This window comes from Microbacterium rhizophilum, from assembly GCF_039605615.1.
In the GTDB taxonomy this organism is placed as follows: Bacteria; Actinomycetota; Actinomycetes; order Actinomycetales; family Microbacteriaceae; genus Microbacterium; species Microbacterium rhizophilus.
On sequence record NZ_JBCNUN010000007.1, the window covers coordinates 1 to 15,959 of the forward strand.

Here is a 15,959-nt window from a genome sequence, read left to right on the forward strand (position 1 = left end):
ACCCTGTGGGAGAGTAGGACACCGCCGGACTTAACGTGAAGACAGAAGGGCCACCCAACGACGGGTGGCCCTTCTGCATTTACCTGGGCATTTCGCCCCTTCGTAGACTGGCGGCATGGCGACCGCGCAGCTGCACCCCCGCAACATCCACGTCTCCGAGCGCCTGGCCGAGGCCGGCATCCGCGGCGAGATCGTCCTTCTTCCGGACGCCGCGTCGACGGCCGTCCTCGCGGCCTCCGCGCTCGGTGTCGAGGTCGGCGCCATCGCGAACAGCCTCGTGTTCTGGTGCGACGATCGGCCGCTGCTGGTCATGACGAGCGGCGCGCACCGCGTCGACACCGCGGCCCTCGCCGCGCGGCTGGGCCGCGGCACGATCCGGCGTGCGAAGCCGGCTCAGGTGCTCGCCGCGACCGATCAGGTGATCGGCGGGGTCGCGCCCACGGGCCATCCGGCGCCCATCGAGACCGTCGTCGATGAGCACCTCTCGACGTACGCGCAGCTGTGGGCCGCCGCCGGCACCGCGCACTCCGTGTTTCCGCTGACGTTCGACGAGCTCGTGCGGCTGACGGGCGGGCGCGTCGAGCGCGTCGACTGAGTCAGCCCAGCAGGGCGTGCGCGATCGTGAAGATCGTGAGGCCGGCGAGCGCGCCCACCACCGTGCCGTTAAGGCGGATGTACTGCAGGTCGCGTCCCACCATCAGCTCGATCTTCTCGGTCGTCTCCTGGGGATCCCACCGCTCGACCGTGTCCGTGATCACCGACGCGATGTCGTGTCGATACCGGTCGACGACGAACACCGCGGCGTCGGTGACCCACGTGTCCACTCGGGCGCGCAGCCCGGGCTCGTCCTCGAGGCGGCCGCCGATCTCCGCGAGCGCGTCACGCAGCCGAGTCCGGAGCGCGCTGTCGGGCTGCTCGAGCTCCCGCAGCAGGCCCTGCTTGGCGGCACCCCACGCCTCGGCGGCGAGGCGACGCACGCCGGGACTGTCGAAGAGCGTGGTCTTTGCCTGCTCGAGACGACCGCGCGTGGCGTCGTCGTGCTGCAGGTTCTGGGCCAGGCGCGCCAGGTAGCCGTCGATCGCGCGGCGAGCGGGGTGGTCCGGATCGGCCTGCACCGCGCCGACGAACGCCACGGCCTCGTTGTAGACCGTGTGGTCGACCAGGCGCTGCGCGATGGACGGCACCCAGGACGGCAGGCGGCGGGAGACCAGTCCCTGGAAGGACTCGGGGTTCGCGTCCAGCCACGCGGCAACGGTCTCGGCGGCGAGGTCGACGGCACCGTGATGCGCCCCGGTGTCGATGACGCGCTCGAGCCAGCCGCCGAGCGGATCGCCCCATCCAGGCTGGATCAGGTGGCGTCGCGCGAGCGACTCGATGACATCCTGCACGTCGTCGTCGCTCAGCGCGCGCAGCACGCCCTGGGCGACCGCGGCGCTCTCCGTCGCGACGCGCTCGGCGTGCTCCGGCTGCCTCAGCCAGGCGCCGAGCCGCGCCGCGATCGGTGTGGACGCGAGCTTCGCGCGCACGACGCCGCCCTCGAGGAAGTTGGTCTCGACGAACTCGCCGAGGTTGCGGCCGATCTCGTCCTTGCGCGTCGGGATGATCGCGGTGTGCGGGATCGGCAGGCCGAGCGGGCGTCGGAACAGCGCGGTCACGGCGAACCAGTCGGCCAGCGCGCCCACCATGCCGCCCTCTGCCGCCGCCCGCACGTACGCGAAGGCCGGCACGCGATCCTGCAGCGCGAAGCCGACCGCGAACAGCACCGCCATGAAGATCAGCGCGCCGAGCGCGACGGCCTTCATGCGGCGCAGGCCCCGCAGCCGCTCCTGATCGGCGGGGGAGAGGAGCTCGAGGGTCGCCATGCCCGCTATCCTCGCACGCGCCTCATACCCGGTGGGGGTACTCTCGCCGTGTGATCGAAGACATCCAGAAGCGAGCCCTGCATCGCACCCGCATCCTCGAGGGCCAGCTGCGCGGGCTCGGCCGGATGATCGAGAACGAGGACTACTGCATGGACATCATCACGCAGTCGCGCGCGATCCAGCGCTCTCTCGAGTCGCTCAACCGCCTGCTGCTGGAGAACCACCTGCGCACGCACGTCACGCACATGTTCGACAGCGGCGCGGAGGATGACCGCGAGCAGGCGGTCGCCGAGCTGCTGCGCGCGTTCGACTTCGACGGGCGCTGATCCGGGCTACTGCTCGAGCGGCCCCAGCCAGGCGGTCGCGACGGTGGCGTGCGCCGACTCCGGATCGGACGGGTGGAACGCGCCCGCGATCACATCGCGATACAGGCGCGACAGCTCGCTCGCGGCGAAGAACGAGGATCCGCCCGCGACGAGCATCGCGTCGTCGACGACGCGCTTGGCGGTCGCCGTCGCGCGGTGCTTGATCCCGGACAGCAGCGAGAACCACCGCGCCCCGTGATCCGCGCGCTCGTCGATGTCGCGGCACAGCGCGGCCAGCTGCGGCGGGAGCGCGTCATAGGCAAGGGCCATCTCGGCGATCCGCCAGCGGATGTCCGGATCCTGGCTGTACGTCCTGCCGGTCCGCTTCGAGCGGCGCGCCTGCGCGGACGCGACCGCGAGGTCGAGGGCCCGGCGCGCGACGCCCGTGTACACCGAGGCGAGCAGCAGCTCGAAGACGCTGAAGATGCCGAAGACGATCGGATCAGGGTTCGGGCCGGGCGCGACCCGGCGCACCACGCGGTCGGCGGGCGCGACGGCGCCGTGCAGCTCGGTCGTGCGGCTCTGGGTGCCGCGCATGCCGAGCGTGTCCCAGTCGTCGCGGGTGACCACGCGCTCGTCGCGGCCGACGAACGCGTAGACCATCTGCGGGGCATCGGGGGAGGTCGTGTCGAGGCCGTGCAGGCCGAGCCGCGTCCACACCGGGCCGAGCGACGTGAATATCTTCGTGCCGGTGAAGGCGTACGACCCGTCGGGCTGCGGCGCCGCCTCGGTGTCGCTTCCGAACAGGACGAGGTCGTTGCCGGCCTCGCTGATCCCGAACGCGAACACCTCGCCCGCGGCGGCGGCTTCCTGCACGAAGCGGAGATCGTCGATGCCGCGATCCCACATGACCTTCGCGACGCCGGTCCACACCAGGTGCATGTTGATCGCCAGGGCGGTCGCTGGGGCGGCCTCGGCGAGCCGCTGCTGCAGCAGCGAGACGTCGGCGAGCGACAGGCCGAGTCCGCCGCGGTCGGCCGGGACCAGCGCGCGCAGGTAGCCGGCCTCGCGGAGCTCGGCGAGATCCTCGTCGGGGAACGCGTTGCCGGCGTCCACGGCGGCCGCGCGCGAGCGGATCCGCTCGACGAGCTCGTCGGTCAGGATCTCGCGGGGGTCGACGCTCACGACAGCACCTCCGACAGCAGTCGCATGGTCTGCTCGGGCTCGTCGCGGTGCGGCGAGTGGCCTGCGCCGGGCACGATCGACATCGAGATCCGCGGGTTTCCCAGCACCTCCTCGGCCAGCGCGCCGGCGAAGATGCTGTAGACCTCGGGGTCGGCGCCGAGGATGTGCATCGGCACCTGCAGGCGGACCGCGGCCTCGCGGACGTCCCACGTGCGGTTCTGCGCGCTGGTCTGCTCGACGGCCCACCGGCTCGCGCGGGCGACGCCGGCGACCTTCAGCTCGAGATCCTGCGGGTGCCAGTGCGGGTGCTCGTCGCGCACCGCCTCGATCCGGTTGTCGGCGAACGCGCGCTCCTGGCTGCGGCGGACGATGCCCGCGTCGCGGTCGTCCACGAAGATCGCCGGATCGATCAGGACCACCTGACGCGCCCAGTCCGGATGGTCCGCGGCCGCGACGGTGGTGGCGGCGCCGCCGAGCGAGTGGCCGATCACGAGGTCCCACGCGCCGCCGCCCTCGGGCCACGTGGCGGCGACGTCCGCGGCGTACGCCGGGATCGAATAGTCGAGCGCGCGGGGAGCGTCGCCGTGACCGCGCAGATCGACCGCGGTGGCGTGCCATCCGGCGTCCGCGAGCGCCACGCCGAAGCGCCACATCAGCGCGCCCGACGAGCCCAGCCCGTGGACGAGCAGCGCGCGGCGATCCGAGGACGGATCGCCCCAGTGGATCCGGGGCAGAGACACGGGAGCAGGCGTCATGGCATCAGCTTCTCATTCGCTCGCTCCGCTCGCGCGTCCCACGCGCTCGGGCTCCCCCGAAGGCGAGGTCGGTGTATGACCAGGTGCGAGCGGAGCGAGCGTGCCGCGAAGCGGCCCCGCAGCGCGAAGCGCTGCCTTCGATGGAGCGTCAGCGACAGCGTGTCGCTCGCGAGTGCCGGCGCGGAGCGTCGGCCGAGCGCGTGCGACGGCGAGCGGAGCGAGCTGAGAACTACGTGATGACCGGGAGCTGCTCCGTGTCGGGAATCGGGGAGGCGTCGCGGTGGCGCAGATCCGGGAATGCCCGGTGGAAGACCGCCGCGATGATCGCGGCGCCCACGACCATCGCGATGCTCACGACGTACGCGCCCACGGCGCCCGTGCCGTCGATCGCGAAGCCGGCGGCCATCGATCCGAGCGCCGCGCCGATGAGCTGACCCGTGTTGATCCAGCCGTACGCCTCGGCGGTCTCGCTGAACTTCACGCTCGCGGACGTGCCCGCGAGCATCACGGCCAGGGCCGGGGCGAAGCCGACGCCGGCGATGAACAGGGAGGCCGCGAGTCCCACGGGGTTCGTCACCCACAGCAGCGTCAGCGCGCTGCCGATCGCCACGATGACCAGTCGCCGGGCCGTGGACCATGGGCTCATCGGGATGCCGCCGGAGCCGAGACCGCCGACGAGGCTGCCGAAGGCGTAGGCGGCCAGCACGAGGCCCGACTCGACGCCGCCCTCGCCGAAGGTCGCGACGACGCCGGCCTCGATCGCGGCGGCGGAGCCGATGAACAGCACGCCGATCGCGGTGGTCAGCAGAACGGTGGGCTTGCGCAGCACGCGACCGAAGGCTGCGCGGCTGCGCGGGATGCGCACGCGTCCGACCTCGGGAGACAGGATGAACCACGCACCGCCGGCGAGGGCGACGGCGGAGATGACGAGCAGCGCGAGCACCGACGAGACCTGCAGCGCCAGGAACGTCACGAGCACGGGAGCGGCGACCCAGATGATCTCCTGCAGCGAGGCGTCGAGGGAGTACAGCGCCGTGAGCTGACGCGAGTTGACGAGCTTGGGATAGATCGTGCGGACCGCCGACTGCACGGGCGGCGTCGACAGGCCCGCGAGCATGCCGAGCACGATCAGTGCGGGGACGGGCAACGGGGCGAGCGCGACGACCGCGACGGCCGCGGCGTAGAGGAGCGTGAGCGTGGTCAGCACGGGACGCATGCCCCAGCGGCCCATCCAGCGGCTGGTGATCGGGCCGGCGAACGCCTGGCCGATCGACATGGCCGCGAGCACCGTACCGGCGACGCCGTACGAGTGGGTCAGATGCTCGACGTGGATGAGGATGCCGAGGCTGATCATGCCCGAGGGGAATCGCGCCGTCAGCTGTGCGGCGATGATCCGGGCGACGCCCGGGGTGCGGGCCAGCTCACGGTAGGACGACATCCCTTCAGGCTATCCGGTGGGCACCTTCGGAGGCTGGGCAGGGGCAGGGCAGGCGACGGGTGCGACACGCCGCGACACGCCGGGGAGCAGGGATCCACAGCCTGTGGGATGTCGGAGGCCCTCCCTAGCGTCGTACCTGTGGAGAAGCCGTCGCGGCCGCGCCGGGAACCGCGATTTCCCGCCCGATCCGGGCCGGCCGCGCAGCGCGCGGGCTGTGGAGGGATCGGTGGACAGACCTGTGGTGGGGCGGTGGAGAACGGTGGAAAATGACAACCGTGTAACTACTAGTCCTAGTGGTGACCCGGAATGTCCGTACCCATATGTAGTATTGAGGTCCCGGTGGAGGTCCACCGGATCTCACCAGGTTTTCGAGGGGAAGAAGAGAGCGCCATGGCGATCACGGTCTACACCAAGCCCTCCTGCGTCCAGTGCACGGCCACCTACCGTGCGCTCGACTCCAAGGGCATCGAGTACGAGGTCGTCGACCTCTCGCAGGACCCGACGGCTCTCGAGCAGGTCAAGGCCCTGGGCTACATGCAGGCGCCGGTCGTCGTGACCGACGAGGACCACTGGTCGGGCTTCCGTCCCGACATGATCGACGAGCTCGCTACGCGCCTCGCCTGATCGGCCGCACCTGCCGATCCTGACGAGTCGGCAGGCCCGGCGAACGGAGGAGAGATGACCGCGACAGTCACCGCGACTGAGGCGCCGCTCCTTGTCTATTTCTCGAGCGTGTCGGGCAACACCGCGCGTTTCATCGAGAAGCTCGGAATGCGGGCCGAGCGGATCCCCCTCCACCGCAGCGACGACGAACTGGTCATCACCGAGCCCTACGTCCTGGTCACCCCCACCTATGGCGGGGGCGACGGGCGGGGGGCCGTCCCCAAGCAGGTGATCCGGTTCCTCAACGACGAACGCAACCGGGGAGCCATCCGCGGGGTGATCTCCGCGGGCAACACCAACTTCGGCGAAGGCTTCTGCATCGCCGGCGACATCATCAGCCGCAAGTGCCACGTGCCTCACTTGTACCGGCTTGAACTCTTCGGCACACCCGACGACGTCGAACGCGTCTCCGACGGATTGGAACGATGGTGGAAGCAACAGCACTGACCACGGATGCGGACTTCAAGCACAACGTGAAGTTCGAGGGCATGGACTACCACGCCCTCAACGCGATGCTGAACCTGTACGACGAGAACGGGAAGATCCAGTTCGGCGCCGACAAGCGCGCCGCGCGGGAGTACTTCCTGCAGCACGTCAACCAGAACACGGTGTTCTTCCACTCGCTCAAGGAGCGACTCGACTACCTGGTCGAGAAGGAGTACTACGAGGGCGCCGTCATCGAGGCCTACCCGTTCGAGTTCGTCGAGCGCCTGAACGAGTTTGCGTACGGCAAGAAGTTCCGCTTCGAGACCTTCCTCGGCGCGTTCAAGTACTACACGAGCTACACGCTCAAGACGTTCGACGGCAAGCGCTACCTCGAGCGCTTCGAGGACCGCGTCGTCATGACCGCTCTCGCGCTGGCGAACGGCGACCAGGACCTCGCCTGGAACCTCGTCGAGGAGATCATCTCGGGACGCTTCCAGCCCGCGACCCCGACATTCCTCAACGCCGGCAAGGCGCAGCGCGGCGAGCTCGTCAGCTGCTTCCTGCTGCGCATCGAGGACAACATGGAGTCGATCGCGCGCGGCATCAACTCGGCGCTGCAGCTGTCCAAGCGCGGCGGCGGCGTGGCCCTGCTGCTGTCGAACATCCGCGAGGCCGGCGCCCCGATCAAGCAGATCGAGAACCAGTCCAGCGGCATCATCCCCGTCATGAAGCTGCTCGAGGACTCGTTCAGCTACGCCAACCAGCTCGGTGCGCGGCAGGGCGCGGGCGCGGTGTACCTGTCGGCGCACCACCCCGACATCATGAAGTTCCTCGACACCAAGCGCGAGAACGCCGACGAGAAGATCCGCATCAAGACGCTGTCGCTCGGCGTCGTCGTGCCGGACATCACGTTCGAGCTCGCGAAGAACGACGAGGACATGTACCTCTTCTCGCCGTACGACGTCGAGCGCGTCTACGGCGTGCCGTTCGGCGACATCTCGGTGACCGAGAAGTACCGCGAGATGGTCGACGACCCGCGCATCAAGAAGACGAAGATCAACGCGCGCAAGTTCTTCCAGACGCTCGCGGAGATCCAGTTCGAGTCGGGCTACCCGTACATCATGTTCGAGGACACGGTGAACAAGGCCAACCCGATCAAGGGCCGGATCAACATGTCCAACCTCTGCAGCGAGATCCTGCAGGTGAACACGCCGACCACGCTGAACGAGGACCTCTCGTACGACCAGATCGGCAAGGACATCTCCTGCAACCTGGGCTCGCTGAACATCGCGCTCGCGATGGACTCGCCGAACCTCGGGCAGACCGTCGAGACGTCGATCCGCGCCCTCACCGCGGTCAGCGACCAGAGCCACATCCGCTCGGTCCGCTCGATCGAGGACGGCAACGACAAGTCGCACGCCATCGGCCTCGGCCAGATGAACCTGCACGGCTACCTCGCCCGCGAGCGCGTCTACTACGGCTCGGAGGAGGGTGTCGACTTCACGAACATCTACTTCTACACGGTGCTGTTCCACGCGCTGCGCGCCTCGAACAAGCTCGCGATCGAGCGCGGGGTCGCATTCGAGGGCTTCGAGGACTCGAAGTACGCGTCGGGCGAGTTCTTCGACAAGTACACCGAGCAGGCGTGGGTTCCGGCGACCGCCAAGGTCGCGGAGATGTTCGCGGGTCACCACATCCCGACGCAGGACGACTGGCGCGAGCTGAAGGCGTCCATCCAGCAGCACGGCATCTACAACCAGAACCTGCAGGCCGTGCCGCCGACCGGCTCGATCTCGTACATCAACAACTCGACGTCGTCGATCCACCCGATCGCGTCGAAGGTCGAGATCCGCAAGGAAGGCAAGCTGGGCCGCGTCTACTACCCGGCGCCGTTCATGACGAACGACAACCTGGACTACTACCAGGACGCCTACGAGATCGGCTACGAGAAGGTCATCGACACGTACGCCGCGGCGACGCAGCACGTGGACCAGGGCCTGTCGCTGACGCTGTTCTTCAAGGACACCGCCACCACGCGCGACATCAACAAGGCGCAGATCTACGCATGGCGCAAGGGCATCAAGACGATCTACTACATCCGCCTGCGCCAGATGGCACTCGAGGGCACGGACATCGATCAGTGCGTCAGCTGCACGCTGTGACGCCGCTGAGCTCGGATCTGCTGAAGAAGGAATCATGACTGAAGCCGTCAAGCTGCTGGACCACGTCCAGGCGATCAACTGGAACCGGATCCAGGACGACAAGGACGTCGAGGTGTGGAACCGCCTCGTGAACAACTTCTGGCTGCCCGAGAAGGTGCCGCTGTCGAACGACATCCAGTCGTGGAACACCCTCACGCCGGATGAGCAGCAGCTCACCATGCGCGTGTTCACGGGCCTCACGCTGCTCGACACGATCCAGGGCACGGTCGGCGCGGTCTCGCTGATCCCTGACGCGCTGACCCCGCACGAGGAGGCGGTGTACACCAACATCGCGTTCATGGAGTCGGTGCACGCCAAGAGCTACTCGTCGGTGTTCTCGACGCTGTGCTCGACGCAGGAGATCGACGAGGCGTTCCGCTGGTCGGTCGAGAACCCGAACCTGCAGAAGAAGGCCCAGATCGTCATGGACTACTACCGTGGCGACGACCCGCTCAAGCGCAAGGTCGCCTCGACCCTGCTCGAGAGCTTCCTGTTCTACTCGGGCTTCTACCTGCCGCTGCACTGGTCGTCGCGGGCGAAGCTGACGAACACGGCCGACCTGATCCGCCTCATCATCCGCGACGAGGCCGTGCACGGGTACTACATCGGCTACAAGTTCCAGAAGGGGCTCGAGCAGGCCGACCAGGCCCGCAAGGACGAGATCAAGGACTACACGTTCTCGCTGCTGTACGAGCTCTACGACAACGAGGTGCAGTACACGCAGGACCTCTACGACCAGGTCGGCCTGACCGAGGACGTCAAGAAGTTCCTGCACTACAACGCCAACAAGGCCCTCATGAACCTGGGCTACGAGGCGATGTTCCCGGCATCGGTCACGAACGTGAACCCGACGATCCTGTCGTCGCTCTCGCCGAATTCGGACGAGAACCACGACTTCTTCTCCGGCTCGGGCTCGTCGTACGTGATCGGCAAGCACGAAGCCACCGACGACGACGACTGGGACTTCTGAAATGCCTGACCATAGCCGATATCTGGGCGCGACTATGGTCAACAGGCCGTCGACGAATAGTGCTCATGCTGAGCACGTCGTCGGGGGCTTGCCCACATCTTGCCCACAACTGATCGAGGGGCGCAGATGTGAGACCGGGCTCAGCTGTTGAGGGTGACCCCTCCCGGGGAGCAGGAGGCTCAACCCGAGAGGGGCGGTGCGCTTCCGAGCGCCCTCCCCCCGGAGGGCCCCAGCTCGTTCGCCCCCTAATTATGAGTGGGCGCAGAGAATAGCGAAACCGCCCCTCCCAGGGAGCAGGCCATATGCCGCATCGACGAGATCCGCTGTGGGTGCCCACGCGTTGGCCGTGGATCGCAGAACCCGACGGTCAGCGCAGCGCAACCGTGTCGTGCTGCCTCTGGTCGGGGTACCGAGCCAGGAGGTCGCGGCCTGCCTCAGCCCCTACCCGCCGTCCAGCCGAGGAGATCCGGCTTCGCGAGGAGATCCGGATCCGATTCGTCCTCGGGAAGCCGGATCTCCTCGCGTGGCGGCGTCAGTCGACGCCGAGCTCCCGGCGGAGGCGCGCGACGTGGCCGGTGGCCTTGACGTTGTAGAGCGCCGTGGTGACGATGCCCTGCTCGTCGAGCACGAAGGTGGACCGGATGACGCCCTCGACGACCTTGCCGTAGTTCATCTTCTCGCCCCACGCCCCGTAGGCGCGGTGCACGGCGGCGTCGGGGTCGCTCAGCAGCCCGAACGTGAGGCCGTCGCGATCGCGGAACTCGGCGAGCTTCTCAGGCGTGTCCCGCGAGACGCCGAGCACCGTGTAGCCGGCGCCGGCGAGCGAGCCGATGCTGTCGCGGAAGTCGCAGGCCTCGGTGGTGCAGCCCGGGGTCATCGCGGCGGGGTAGAAGTACAGCACGACCTTGCCGCCGCGGAAGTCCGCGAGCGAGACGGGCGCGCCGTCCTGATCCTGCAGCGTGAAGTCGGGGGCGGGTGTTCCGGGTTCCAGGCGCGTGTCAGTCACCCGTCCAGCCTAGGCCGCGCACCAGAACACGTGTTCTCGGCGACGACATGCCAGATCGGGCCCGAAAAGGCGTGTCGTCGCTGATCACACGTGTTCTCGATGCGGGGCCGGAGCCGGGTCTCGTCAGTAGTCCGTGCGGTCCTTGAAGGTGGCGAGCAGGCGCTGCAGCGAGTCGACGCGGGCGGCGGGCAGGCGGCCCTCCGCGACGGCCTCGTTCAGCGCGCAGTCCGGAGCGTCGGCGAGGTGCGTGCAGCCGCGCGGGCACTGCTCTGCGACGTCCTCGAGGTCGCGGTACGCGCGCAGGATGTTGGCCGGATCCACGTGTCCGAGCCCGAAGGAGCGGACACCGGGAGTGTCGATGACCCAGCCGGACCCGCCGTGGCCGTGGTAGCGCAGCGACACGGTGGACGACGACGTGTGGCGGCCGCGGCCCGTGACGACGTTGACGTGGCCCGTCGCGCGTCCGGCGGTCGGGACGAGCGCGTTCACGAGCGTCGACTTGCCGACGCCGGAGTGCCCCACGAACACGGTCGAGTGGCCGATCAGCGCCTGTCCGATCGCGTCGGCCGGTGTCTCGTCGCGCGCGCTCGTGAACACGCGGAGGTCGTCCAGGCCGTCGAAGTGCGCGAGGAACGGCGCCGGATCGGCGAGGTCCGTCTTCGTGACGACCATGAGCGGCCGGATGCCCGCATCGAGCGCCGCGATCAGGTAGCGATCCACGAGACGGGGCCGGGGCTCGGGATCCGCCGCGGCGACGACGACCAGCATCTGGTCGGCGTTCGCGACGATGACGCGCTCGACCTGGTCGGTGTCGTCGGCGCTGCGCCGCAGCAGCGACGTGCGCTCCTCGATCCCGATGATGCGCGCGAGCGTGCCCTCCTCGCCCGTCGTGTCGCCCACGATCCGCGCGCGGTCGCCCGTGACGATCGGGGTCTTGCGCAGCTCGCGGGCGCGCACGGCCGTGAGCTGGTGCTCATCCGGCGTGTCCTCGCCCGCCAGCACCGCGTAGCGGCCGCGGTCGACGCCGAGGACGCGCGCGATCGTGGCGTCCTCGTGCGCGGGGCGACGCTTGGTGCGCGGCCGGTTGCCCTTCGGGTTCGGGCGCACGCGCACGTCGCTCTCGTCGAAGAGGGGCTCGTCCTCGTCGTCGAGCGGATCGTCGAGCCAGCTCACTGCGACTCGCTTCGATCGAGCGGCCGGACACCGCGGGTCGTCTCGACTCGCCCGAGGCTCGCTCGTCGACCGATGGTTCCGCTCGTCACCGTGCGCCCCGCATCTCGTCCCACAGCTGCGTGAACTGGGGCAGGGTCTTCGCGGTCGTGCCGATGTCGTCGACCACCACGCCCGGCACACGCAGACCGATCAGCGCGCCCGTGGTCGCCATCCGGTGGTCGTGGTGAGCGCGCCAGGTGCCGCCGACGAGCGGCGTGCCGGTCACGGCCGGGGGAGTGATCCGGATGCCGTCGGGCATCTCCTCGGCGTCGCCGCCGAGCGCGGTCACGTTCGCCGCGAGCGCCGCGATCCGGTCGGTCTCGTGACCGCGGATGTGCGCGATGCCGTGGAAGGTCGTGGGGGAGTCGGCGAACACCGCGAGCCCCACGAGCGTGGGGGTGAGCTCGCTCACGGCCGACAGGTCGAGGTCGACGCCGTGGATGCCGCGCCCGGCGGCGACCGTGAGGGCCCCGCCGCGGCGGCTCACGCGGCCGCCCATCAGCTGCAGGATGTCCGCGAGCTGCGAGCCCGGCTGAGTCGAGTGCGGCGGCCAGCCGGCGATCGTGACGGAGCCGCCCGCGACCATCGCCGCCGCGAGGAACGGCGCGGCGTTCGACAGGTCGGGCTCGATCGCGATGTCCTTGGCGCGCAGCGATCCGGCGGGCACGATCCACTCGCCCGGCGCGGGGCGCTCGACGTGCACACCGCGGCGGGCGAGCGCCTCGACCGTCATGTCGATGTGCGGCACGCTCGGCAGACGCGCGCCCGTGTGGCGCAGGTGCAGTCCGACGTCGAAGCGCGGGGCGGCCAGCAGCAGGCCGGACACGAACTGGCTCGACACGGACGCGTCGATCGAGATCTCGCCGCCACGCACATGCCCGTGGCCGCGCACCGTGAAGGGCAGCGACCAGTGGCCGCCGTCGTCGATGTCCACGCCGAGGTCGCGGAGCGCGCGGATCATCTCGGCCATCGGGCGGTGCAGGGCGCTCTCGTGCGCCGTGACGAGCACGTCGCCCGACGCGAAGCCCGCCAGCGGGGCGAGGAACCGCATCACGGTGCCGGCCTGGCCGCAGTCGACCGTCGCGCCGCCCGTGAACGGAGCGGCCGGGTGCACCAGCAGGTCGGGACCGAACCCGCCCTCTCCGGGGACCTCCTCGACCTCGACGCCCAGCGCGCGCAGGCCCTCGACCATGCGCCGCGAGTCGTCGGACTGCAGCGGCGCGATCAGCCGACTCGGAGCCTCGGCGAGCGCCGCCAGGATCAGCTCGCGATTCGTGAGCGACTTGGATCCGGGGATCGTCAGGGCCGCGTCGAGAGGGGCGTCCGCGACGGGCGCGAGGTACTCGCCCTGGGGGGCTTCGGGGGAATACGCACGCGAGGTCATCGGTTCCACCCTAGTGAAAGCGAGGACCTGGATGACTGCGACGATTCTGGCTCCGGAGCGGCCGCTGGCCGTCCCGATGTCGTCTCGGGCGACCGGCCTAGACTGGCGCGTGATGGATGACGAGCTGGACCTGGCCGACACCGACGACGCGACCGCGCGGCCGGTGCCCGCCGAGGCGAGCCCGGAGGCCGACGCCGGACCGGAGACCGCCCGCGACCAGTTCCAGGAGCAGGCGCTGCCGTTCATGGACCAGCTCTACGGCGCCGCGATGCGCATGACGCGCAACCCCAGCGACGCCGCGGATCTGGTGCAGGAGACCTTCGTGAAGGCGTTCGCCTCGTGGGCGTCGTTCACGCAGGGCACGAACCTCAAGGCGTGGCTCTACCGGATCCTCACCAACACGTACATCAACACCTATCGCAAGAAGCAGCGCGAGCCGTACCAGGGCACGATCGACGACCTCGAGGACTGGCAGCTCGGCGGCGCCGAGTCGACCACCGCCATGAGCAGTCGATCGGCCGAGGCCGAGGCGATCGACCACATGCCGGCGTCGGTCGTCAAGGACGCGCTGCAGTCGATCCCCGACGACTTCCGGATGGCGGTGTACCTCGCAGACGTCGAAGGCTTCGCCTACCAGGAGATCGCCGACATCATGAAGACCCCCATCGGCACGGTCATGAGCCGCCTCCACCGCGGCCGCCGCCTGCTGCGCGACCTGCTGCAGGACTACGCGGCCGAGCGAGGCATCCGGGCCGCCACGGAAGACACCACCGCCGGCACCGCCCCCCGAGGCCGGCGTCCCAACAGGAGTGAGAAATGACCGACTGCGGCTGCGAGAAGGCGCGGCAGGATCTCGAGGAGTACCTGCGCAACGAGGTCTGCAAGACCGAGCATGCGGACATCAAGGAGCACCTGGCTACCTGCGCCTCGTGCCGTGACGAGGCCCTGGTCTCGCGCACGCTGACCGAGGTGGTCGCGCGTGCGTGCAAGGAGACCGCCCCCGAGGAGCTCAAGCACCTCGTGCTCGCGCGACTGCGGGACGTCCAGGCCACGCACTGACCCATCGCGGCCCGCCGGCGCAAGGGGCTCCTTCCCCGTCGGGACCGCTGGGTAGGGTCGGATCATGGCAGAGCTCCCCGACGCCCGCGCGCTTCCCCTCGACGAGACGACGCGGGCGGCGCTCGCGGAGCGAGGGCTCGAGTACCGCCTGATCGAGAACGAGCGCGCGGCCGTCATGGACGAGTGGTCGCACGCGGTGCGCCGCGGGTTCGCGGGGCCCGAGCTCTCGGACGCCGAGATCGCGGAGTGGCGCGAGCCCATGTCGTGGCGGCGCGTCACGGGCGTCTACGACCCGTCGTCGCCGCAGGCCGAGCGACCCATCGCGACCGCGAGCTCGTGGGTCGCGCCCATGACGATCCCGGGCGGCCGGCTGCCGTCCTGGGCCATCAGCACCGTCACCGTCGCGGGGACCCACCGGCGCCGCGGCGTCGCCCGCGCGCTGCTCGAGGCGGAGCTGCGCGACGCGCACGCCGCCGGCGTCCCCGCCGCGGGCCTGACGGCCAGCGAGGCCACGATCTACGGCCGCTACGGCTTCGCGCCCGCCACGAGGATCGCCGCGTGGAACGTCGACTGCCGCCGCGCGCGCTGGGCGGGCCCGGAGGCGCCGGGACGCGTGCAGTACCTCGATCGCGAGGACGCGGCGCTCCTGATGGGCGCGCTGCACGAGCGCACACTGGCGCAGCGGATCGGCGAGCTGCCGGGCTGGCCGCGGCGGTGGCGCGGGCGCCTCGCGCTCGCCGAGGACAGGAACGACGCGGTGCGCGCCGTCCGGTACGTCGACGAGGCCGGCGAGCCGCGCGGCGTCATGGCCTACCTCATCGAGGGAGACCCGGAAGGCGACGGCGGCACGCTGAGCATCCGGTACCTCGTCGCGGAGGACGACACCGCGCTCGGCGCGCTGTGGCGCTTCGCGATCGAGCACGACCTGGTCGCGACCGCGACCGCGCCGATGCGCCCGGTCGACGAGCCGCTTCCCTGGCTCCTGGACGACCCGCGCCTCGCCGTGTCGTCCGTCACGGACCACGGCTGGCTGCGCATCCTGGACGTCCCCGCGGCGCTCGAGGCGCGCGGCTACGCCGCTCCGGCCGCGCTGACCCTCCGGGTGACGGATCCGCTGGGCTACGCGGAGGGGACGTGGCGCGTCGAGATCGCGGAGGGCCGTGCCACGGTGGCGCCGACGACGGGCGATCCGGACGTCGCGCTGTCCGTGATCGAGCTGTCGGCGGCGTACCTCGGCGGCTTCCCGCTCGCGGTGCTGCGGGCGGCGGGGCGCGTCACGGGGTCGGCCGAGTCGGTCGATGCCCTCGACGCCGCGTTGCGCGTGCCGCGCGCGCCGTTCCTGAGCATCGTCTACTGACGGGGATCGCGCCGACTGCCACGACGGGGGTTCATCGTGGCGGTGGCGTGTCGTCCGCATCCGCGCGAGCGGCGCGCAGGCCGCACCTAGGGTGATGCCCATGAGGGATGAGGAGTACTTCGTCGACCCGGGCCCC

At 70.0% G+C, this 15,959-nt stretch carries 16 protein-coding genes; 9 read left to right on the forward strand and 7 right to left on the reverse strand.

Annotated elements, in window-relative coordinates; translation table 11 throughout:
* Positions 1-115 precede the first annotated feature (115 nt).
* Positions 116-595 (forward strand): YbaK/EbsC family protein, encoded by a 480-nt coding sequence (locus AAD528_RS11900; RefSeq protein WP_345752297.1) that lies wholly within the window; start codon positions 116-118, stop codon positions 593-595.
* 1 nt (position 596) lies between these two features.
* Here AAD528_RS11900 and AAD528_RS11905 read toward each other — a convergent pair whose 3' ends face one another.
* Positions 597-1,862, reverse strand: a complete 1,266-nt coding sequence (locus AAD528_RS11905) for a DUF445 domain-containing protein (RefSeq protein WP_345752298.1) — start codon at positions 1,860-1,862, stop codon at positions 597-599.
* 50 nt (positions 1,863-1,912) lie between these two features.
* Here AAD528_RS11905 and AAD528_RS11910 point away from each other — a divergent pair, with 50 nt between their 5' ends.
* Positions 1,913-2,188, forward strand: a complete 276-nt coding sequence (locus tag AAD528_RS11910; RefSeq protein WP_203135935.1) for a metal-sensitive transcriptional regulator — start codon at positions 1,913-1,915, stop codon at positions 2,186-2,188.
* Positions 2,189-2,194: 6 nt separating this feature from the next.
* Here AAD528_RS11910 and AAD528_RS11915 read toward each other — a convergent pair whose 3' ends face one another.
* The 3 genes from AAD528_RS11915 to AAD528_RS11925 form a co-directional block, all read right to left on the reverse strand.
* Entirely contained in the window at positions 2,195-3,352 is a 1,158-nt protein-coding gene (locus tag AAD528_RS11915) for an acyl-CoA dehydrogenase family protein (protein ID WP_345752299.1), read from the reverse strand.
* Entirely contained in the window at positions 3,349-4,107 is a 759-nt protein-coding gene (locus tag AAD528_RS11920; RefSeq protein WP_345752300.1) for an alpha/beta fold hydrolase, read from the reverse strand. Before AAD528_RS11920 ends, AAD528_RS11915 begins: the two co-directional genes overlap by 4 nt.
* Before the next feature lie 229 nt (positions 4,108-4,336).
* On the reverse strand, positions 4,337-5,545 hold the full coding sequence (locus AAD528_RS11925; protein ID WP_345752301.1) for an MFS transporter: 1,209 nt from the start codon (positions 5,543-5,545) through the stop codon (positions 4,337-4,339).
* 390 nt (positions 5,546-5,935) lie between these two features.
* Here AAD528_RS11925 and nrdH point away from each other — a divergent pair, with 390 nt between their 5' ends.
* The 4 genes from nrdH to nrdF are packed head-to-tail and all read left to right on the forward strand — an operon-like array spanning position 5,936 to position 9,805.
* Positions 5,936-6,169: a glutaredoxin-like protein NrdH gene (nrdH, locus tag AAD528_RS11930; RefSeq protein ID WP_345752302.1), complete on the forward strand. Its 234-nt coding sequence runs from the start codon at positions 5,936-5,938 to the stop codon at positions 6,167-6,169.
* Between the two features lie 54 nt (positions 6,170-6,223).
* Positions 6,224-6,655: a class Ib ribonucleoside-diphosphate reductase assembly flavoprotein NrdI gene (nrdI, locus tag AAD528_RS11935; protein ID WP_345752303.1), complete on the forward strand. Its 432-nt coding sequence runs from the start codon at positions 6,224-6,226 to the stop codon at positions 6,653-6,655.
* Positions 6,634-8,796: a class 1b ribonucleoside-diphosphate reductase subunit alpha gene (gene nrdE / locus AAD528_RS11940; protein ID WP_345752304.1), complete on the forward strand. Its 2,163-nt coding sequence runs from the start codon at positions 6,634-6,636 to the stop codon at positions 8,794-8,796. Before nrdI ends, nrdE begins: the two co-directional genes overlap by 22 nt.
* A gap of 34 nt (positions 8,797-8,830) precedes the next feature.
* The gene (gene nrdF / locus AAD528_RS11945; protein ID WP_345752305.1) at positions 8,831-9,805 is read left to right on the forward strand and encodes a class 1b ribonucleoside-diphosphate reductase subunit beta; all 975 of its coding nucleotides are present in this window, start codon (positions 8,831-8,833) and stop codon (positions 9,803-9,805) included.
* 532 nt (positions 9,806-10,337) lie between these two features.
* Here nrdF and bcp read toward each other — a convergent pair.
* The 3 genes from bcp to aroA all read right to left on the reverse strand — a co-directional run bounded on the left by bcp (position 10,338) and on the right by aroA (position 13,407).
* Positions 10,338-10,811: a thioredoxin-dependent thiol peroxidase gene (gene bcp / locus AAD528_RS11950; protein ID WP_345752306.1), complete on the reverse strand. Its 474-nt coding sequence runs from the start codon at positions 10,809-10,811 to the stop codon at positions 10,338-10,340.
* A 123-nt stretch (positions 10,812-10,934) separates the two neighbouring features.
* Positions 10,935-11,984, reverse strand: coding sequence for a ribosome small subunit-dependent GTPase A (rsgA, locus tag AAD528_RS11955; RefSeq protein ID WP_345752307.1), 1,050 nt, complete (start codon positions 11,982-11,984; stop codon positions 10,935-10,937).
* Between the two features lie 85 nt (positions 11,985-12,069).
* The gene (gene aroA / locus AAD528_RS11960) at positions 12,070-13,407 is read right to left on the reverse strand and encodes a 3-phosphoshikimate 1-carboxyvinyltransferase (protein WP_345752308.1); all 1,338 of its coding nucleotides are present in this window, start codon (positions 13,405-13,407) and stop codon (positions 12,070-12,072) included.
* Positions 13,408-13,438: 31 nt separating this feature from the next.
* Between aroA and AAD528_RS11965 the strand changes: the two genes are divergently transcribed.
* From AAD528_RS11965 to AAD528_RS11975, 3 genes are all read left to right on the forward strand, one after another.
* Positions 13,439-14,227: a sigma-70 family RNA polymerase sigma factor gene (locus AAD528_RS11965; protein ID WP_345752309.1), complete on the forward strand. Its 789-nt coding sequence runs from the start codon at positions 13,439-13,441 to the stop codon at positions 14,225-14,227.
* Complete coding sequence (locus AAD528_RS11970) at positions 14,224-14,466, forward strand: zf-HC2 domain-containing protein (protein WP_345752310.1); 243 nt, start codon at positions 14,224-14,226, stop codon at positions 14,464-14,466. The genes AAD528_RS11965 and AAD528_RS11970 overlap by 4 nt, the downstream gene beginning before the upstream one ends.
* 64 nt (positions 14,467-14,530) lie before the next feature.
* Positions 14,531-15,823 carry a GNAT family N-acetyltransferase gene (locus AAD528_RS11975; RefSeq protein ID WP_345752311.1) on the forward strand — a complete coding sequence of 431 codons (1,293 nt, stop codon included), beginning with the start codon at positions 14,531-14,533 and terminating at the stop codon, positions 15,821-15,823.
* The last annotated feature ends 136 nt before the right edge of the window (positions 15,824-15,959 follow it).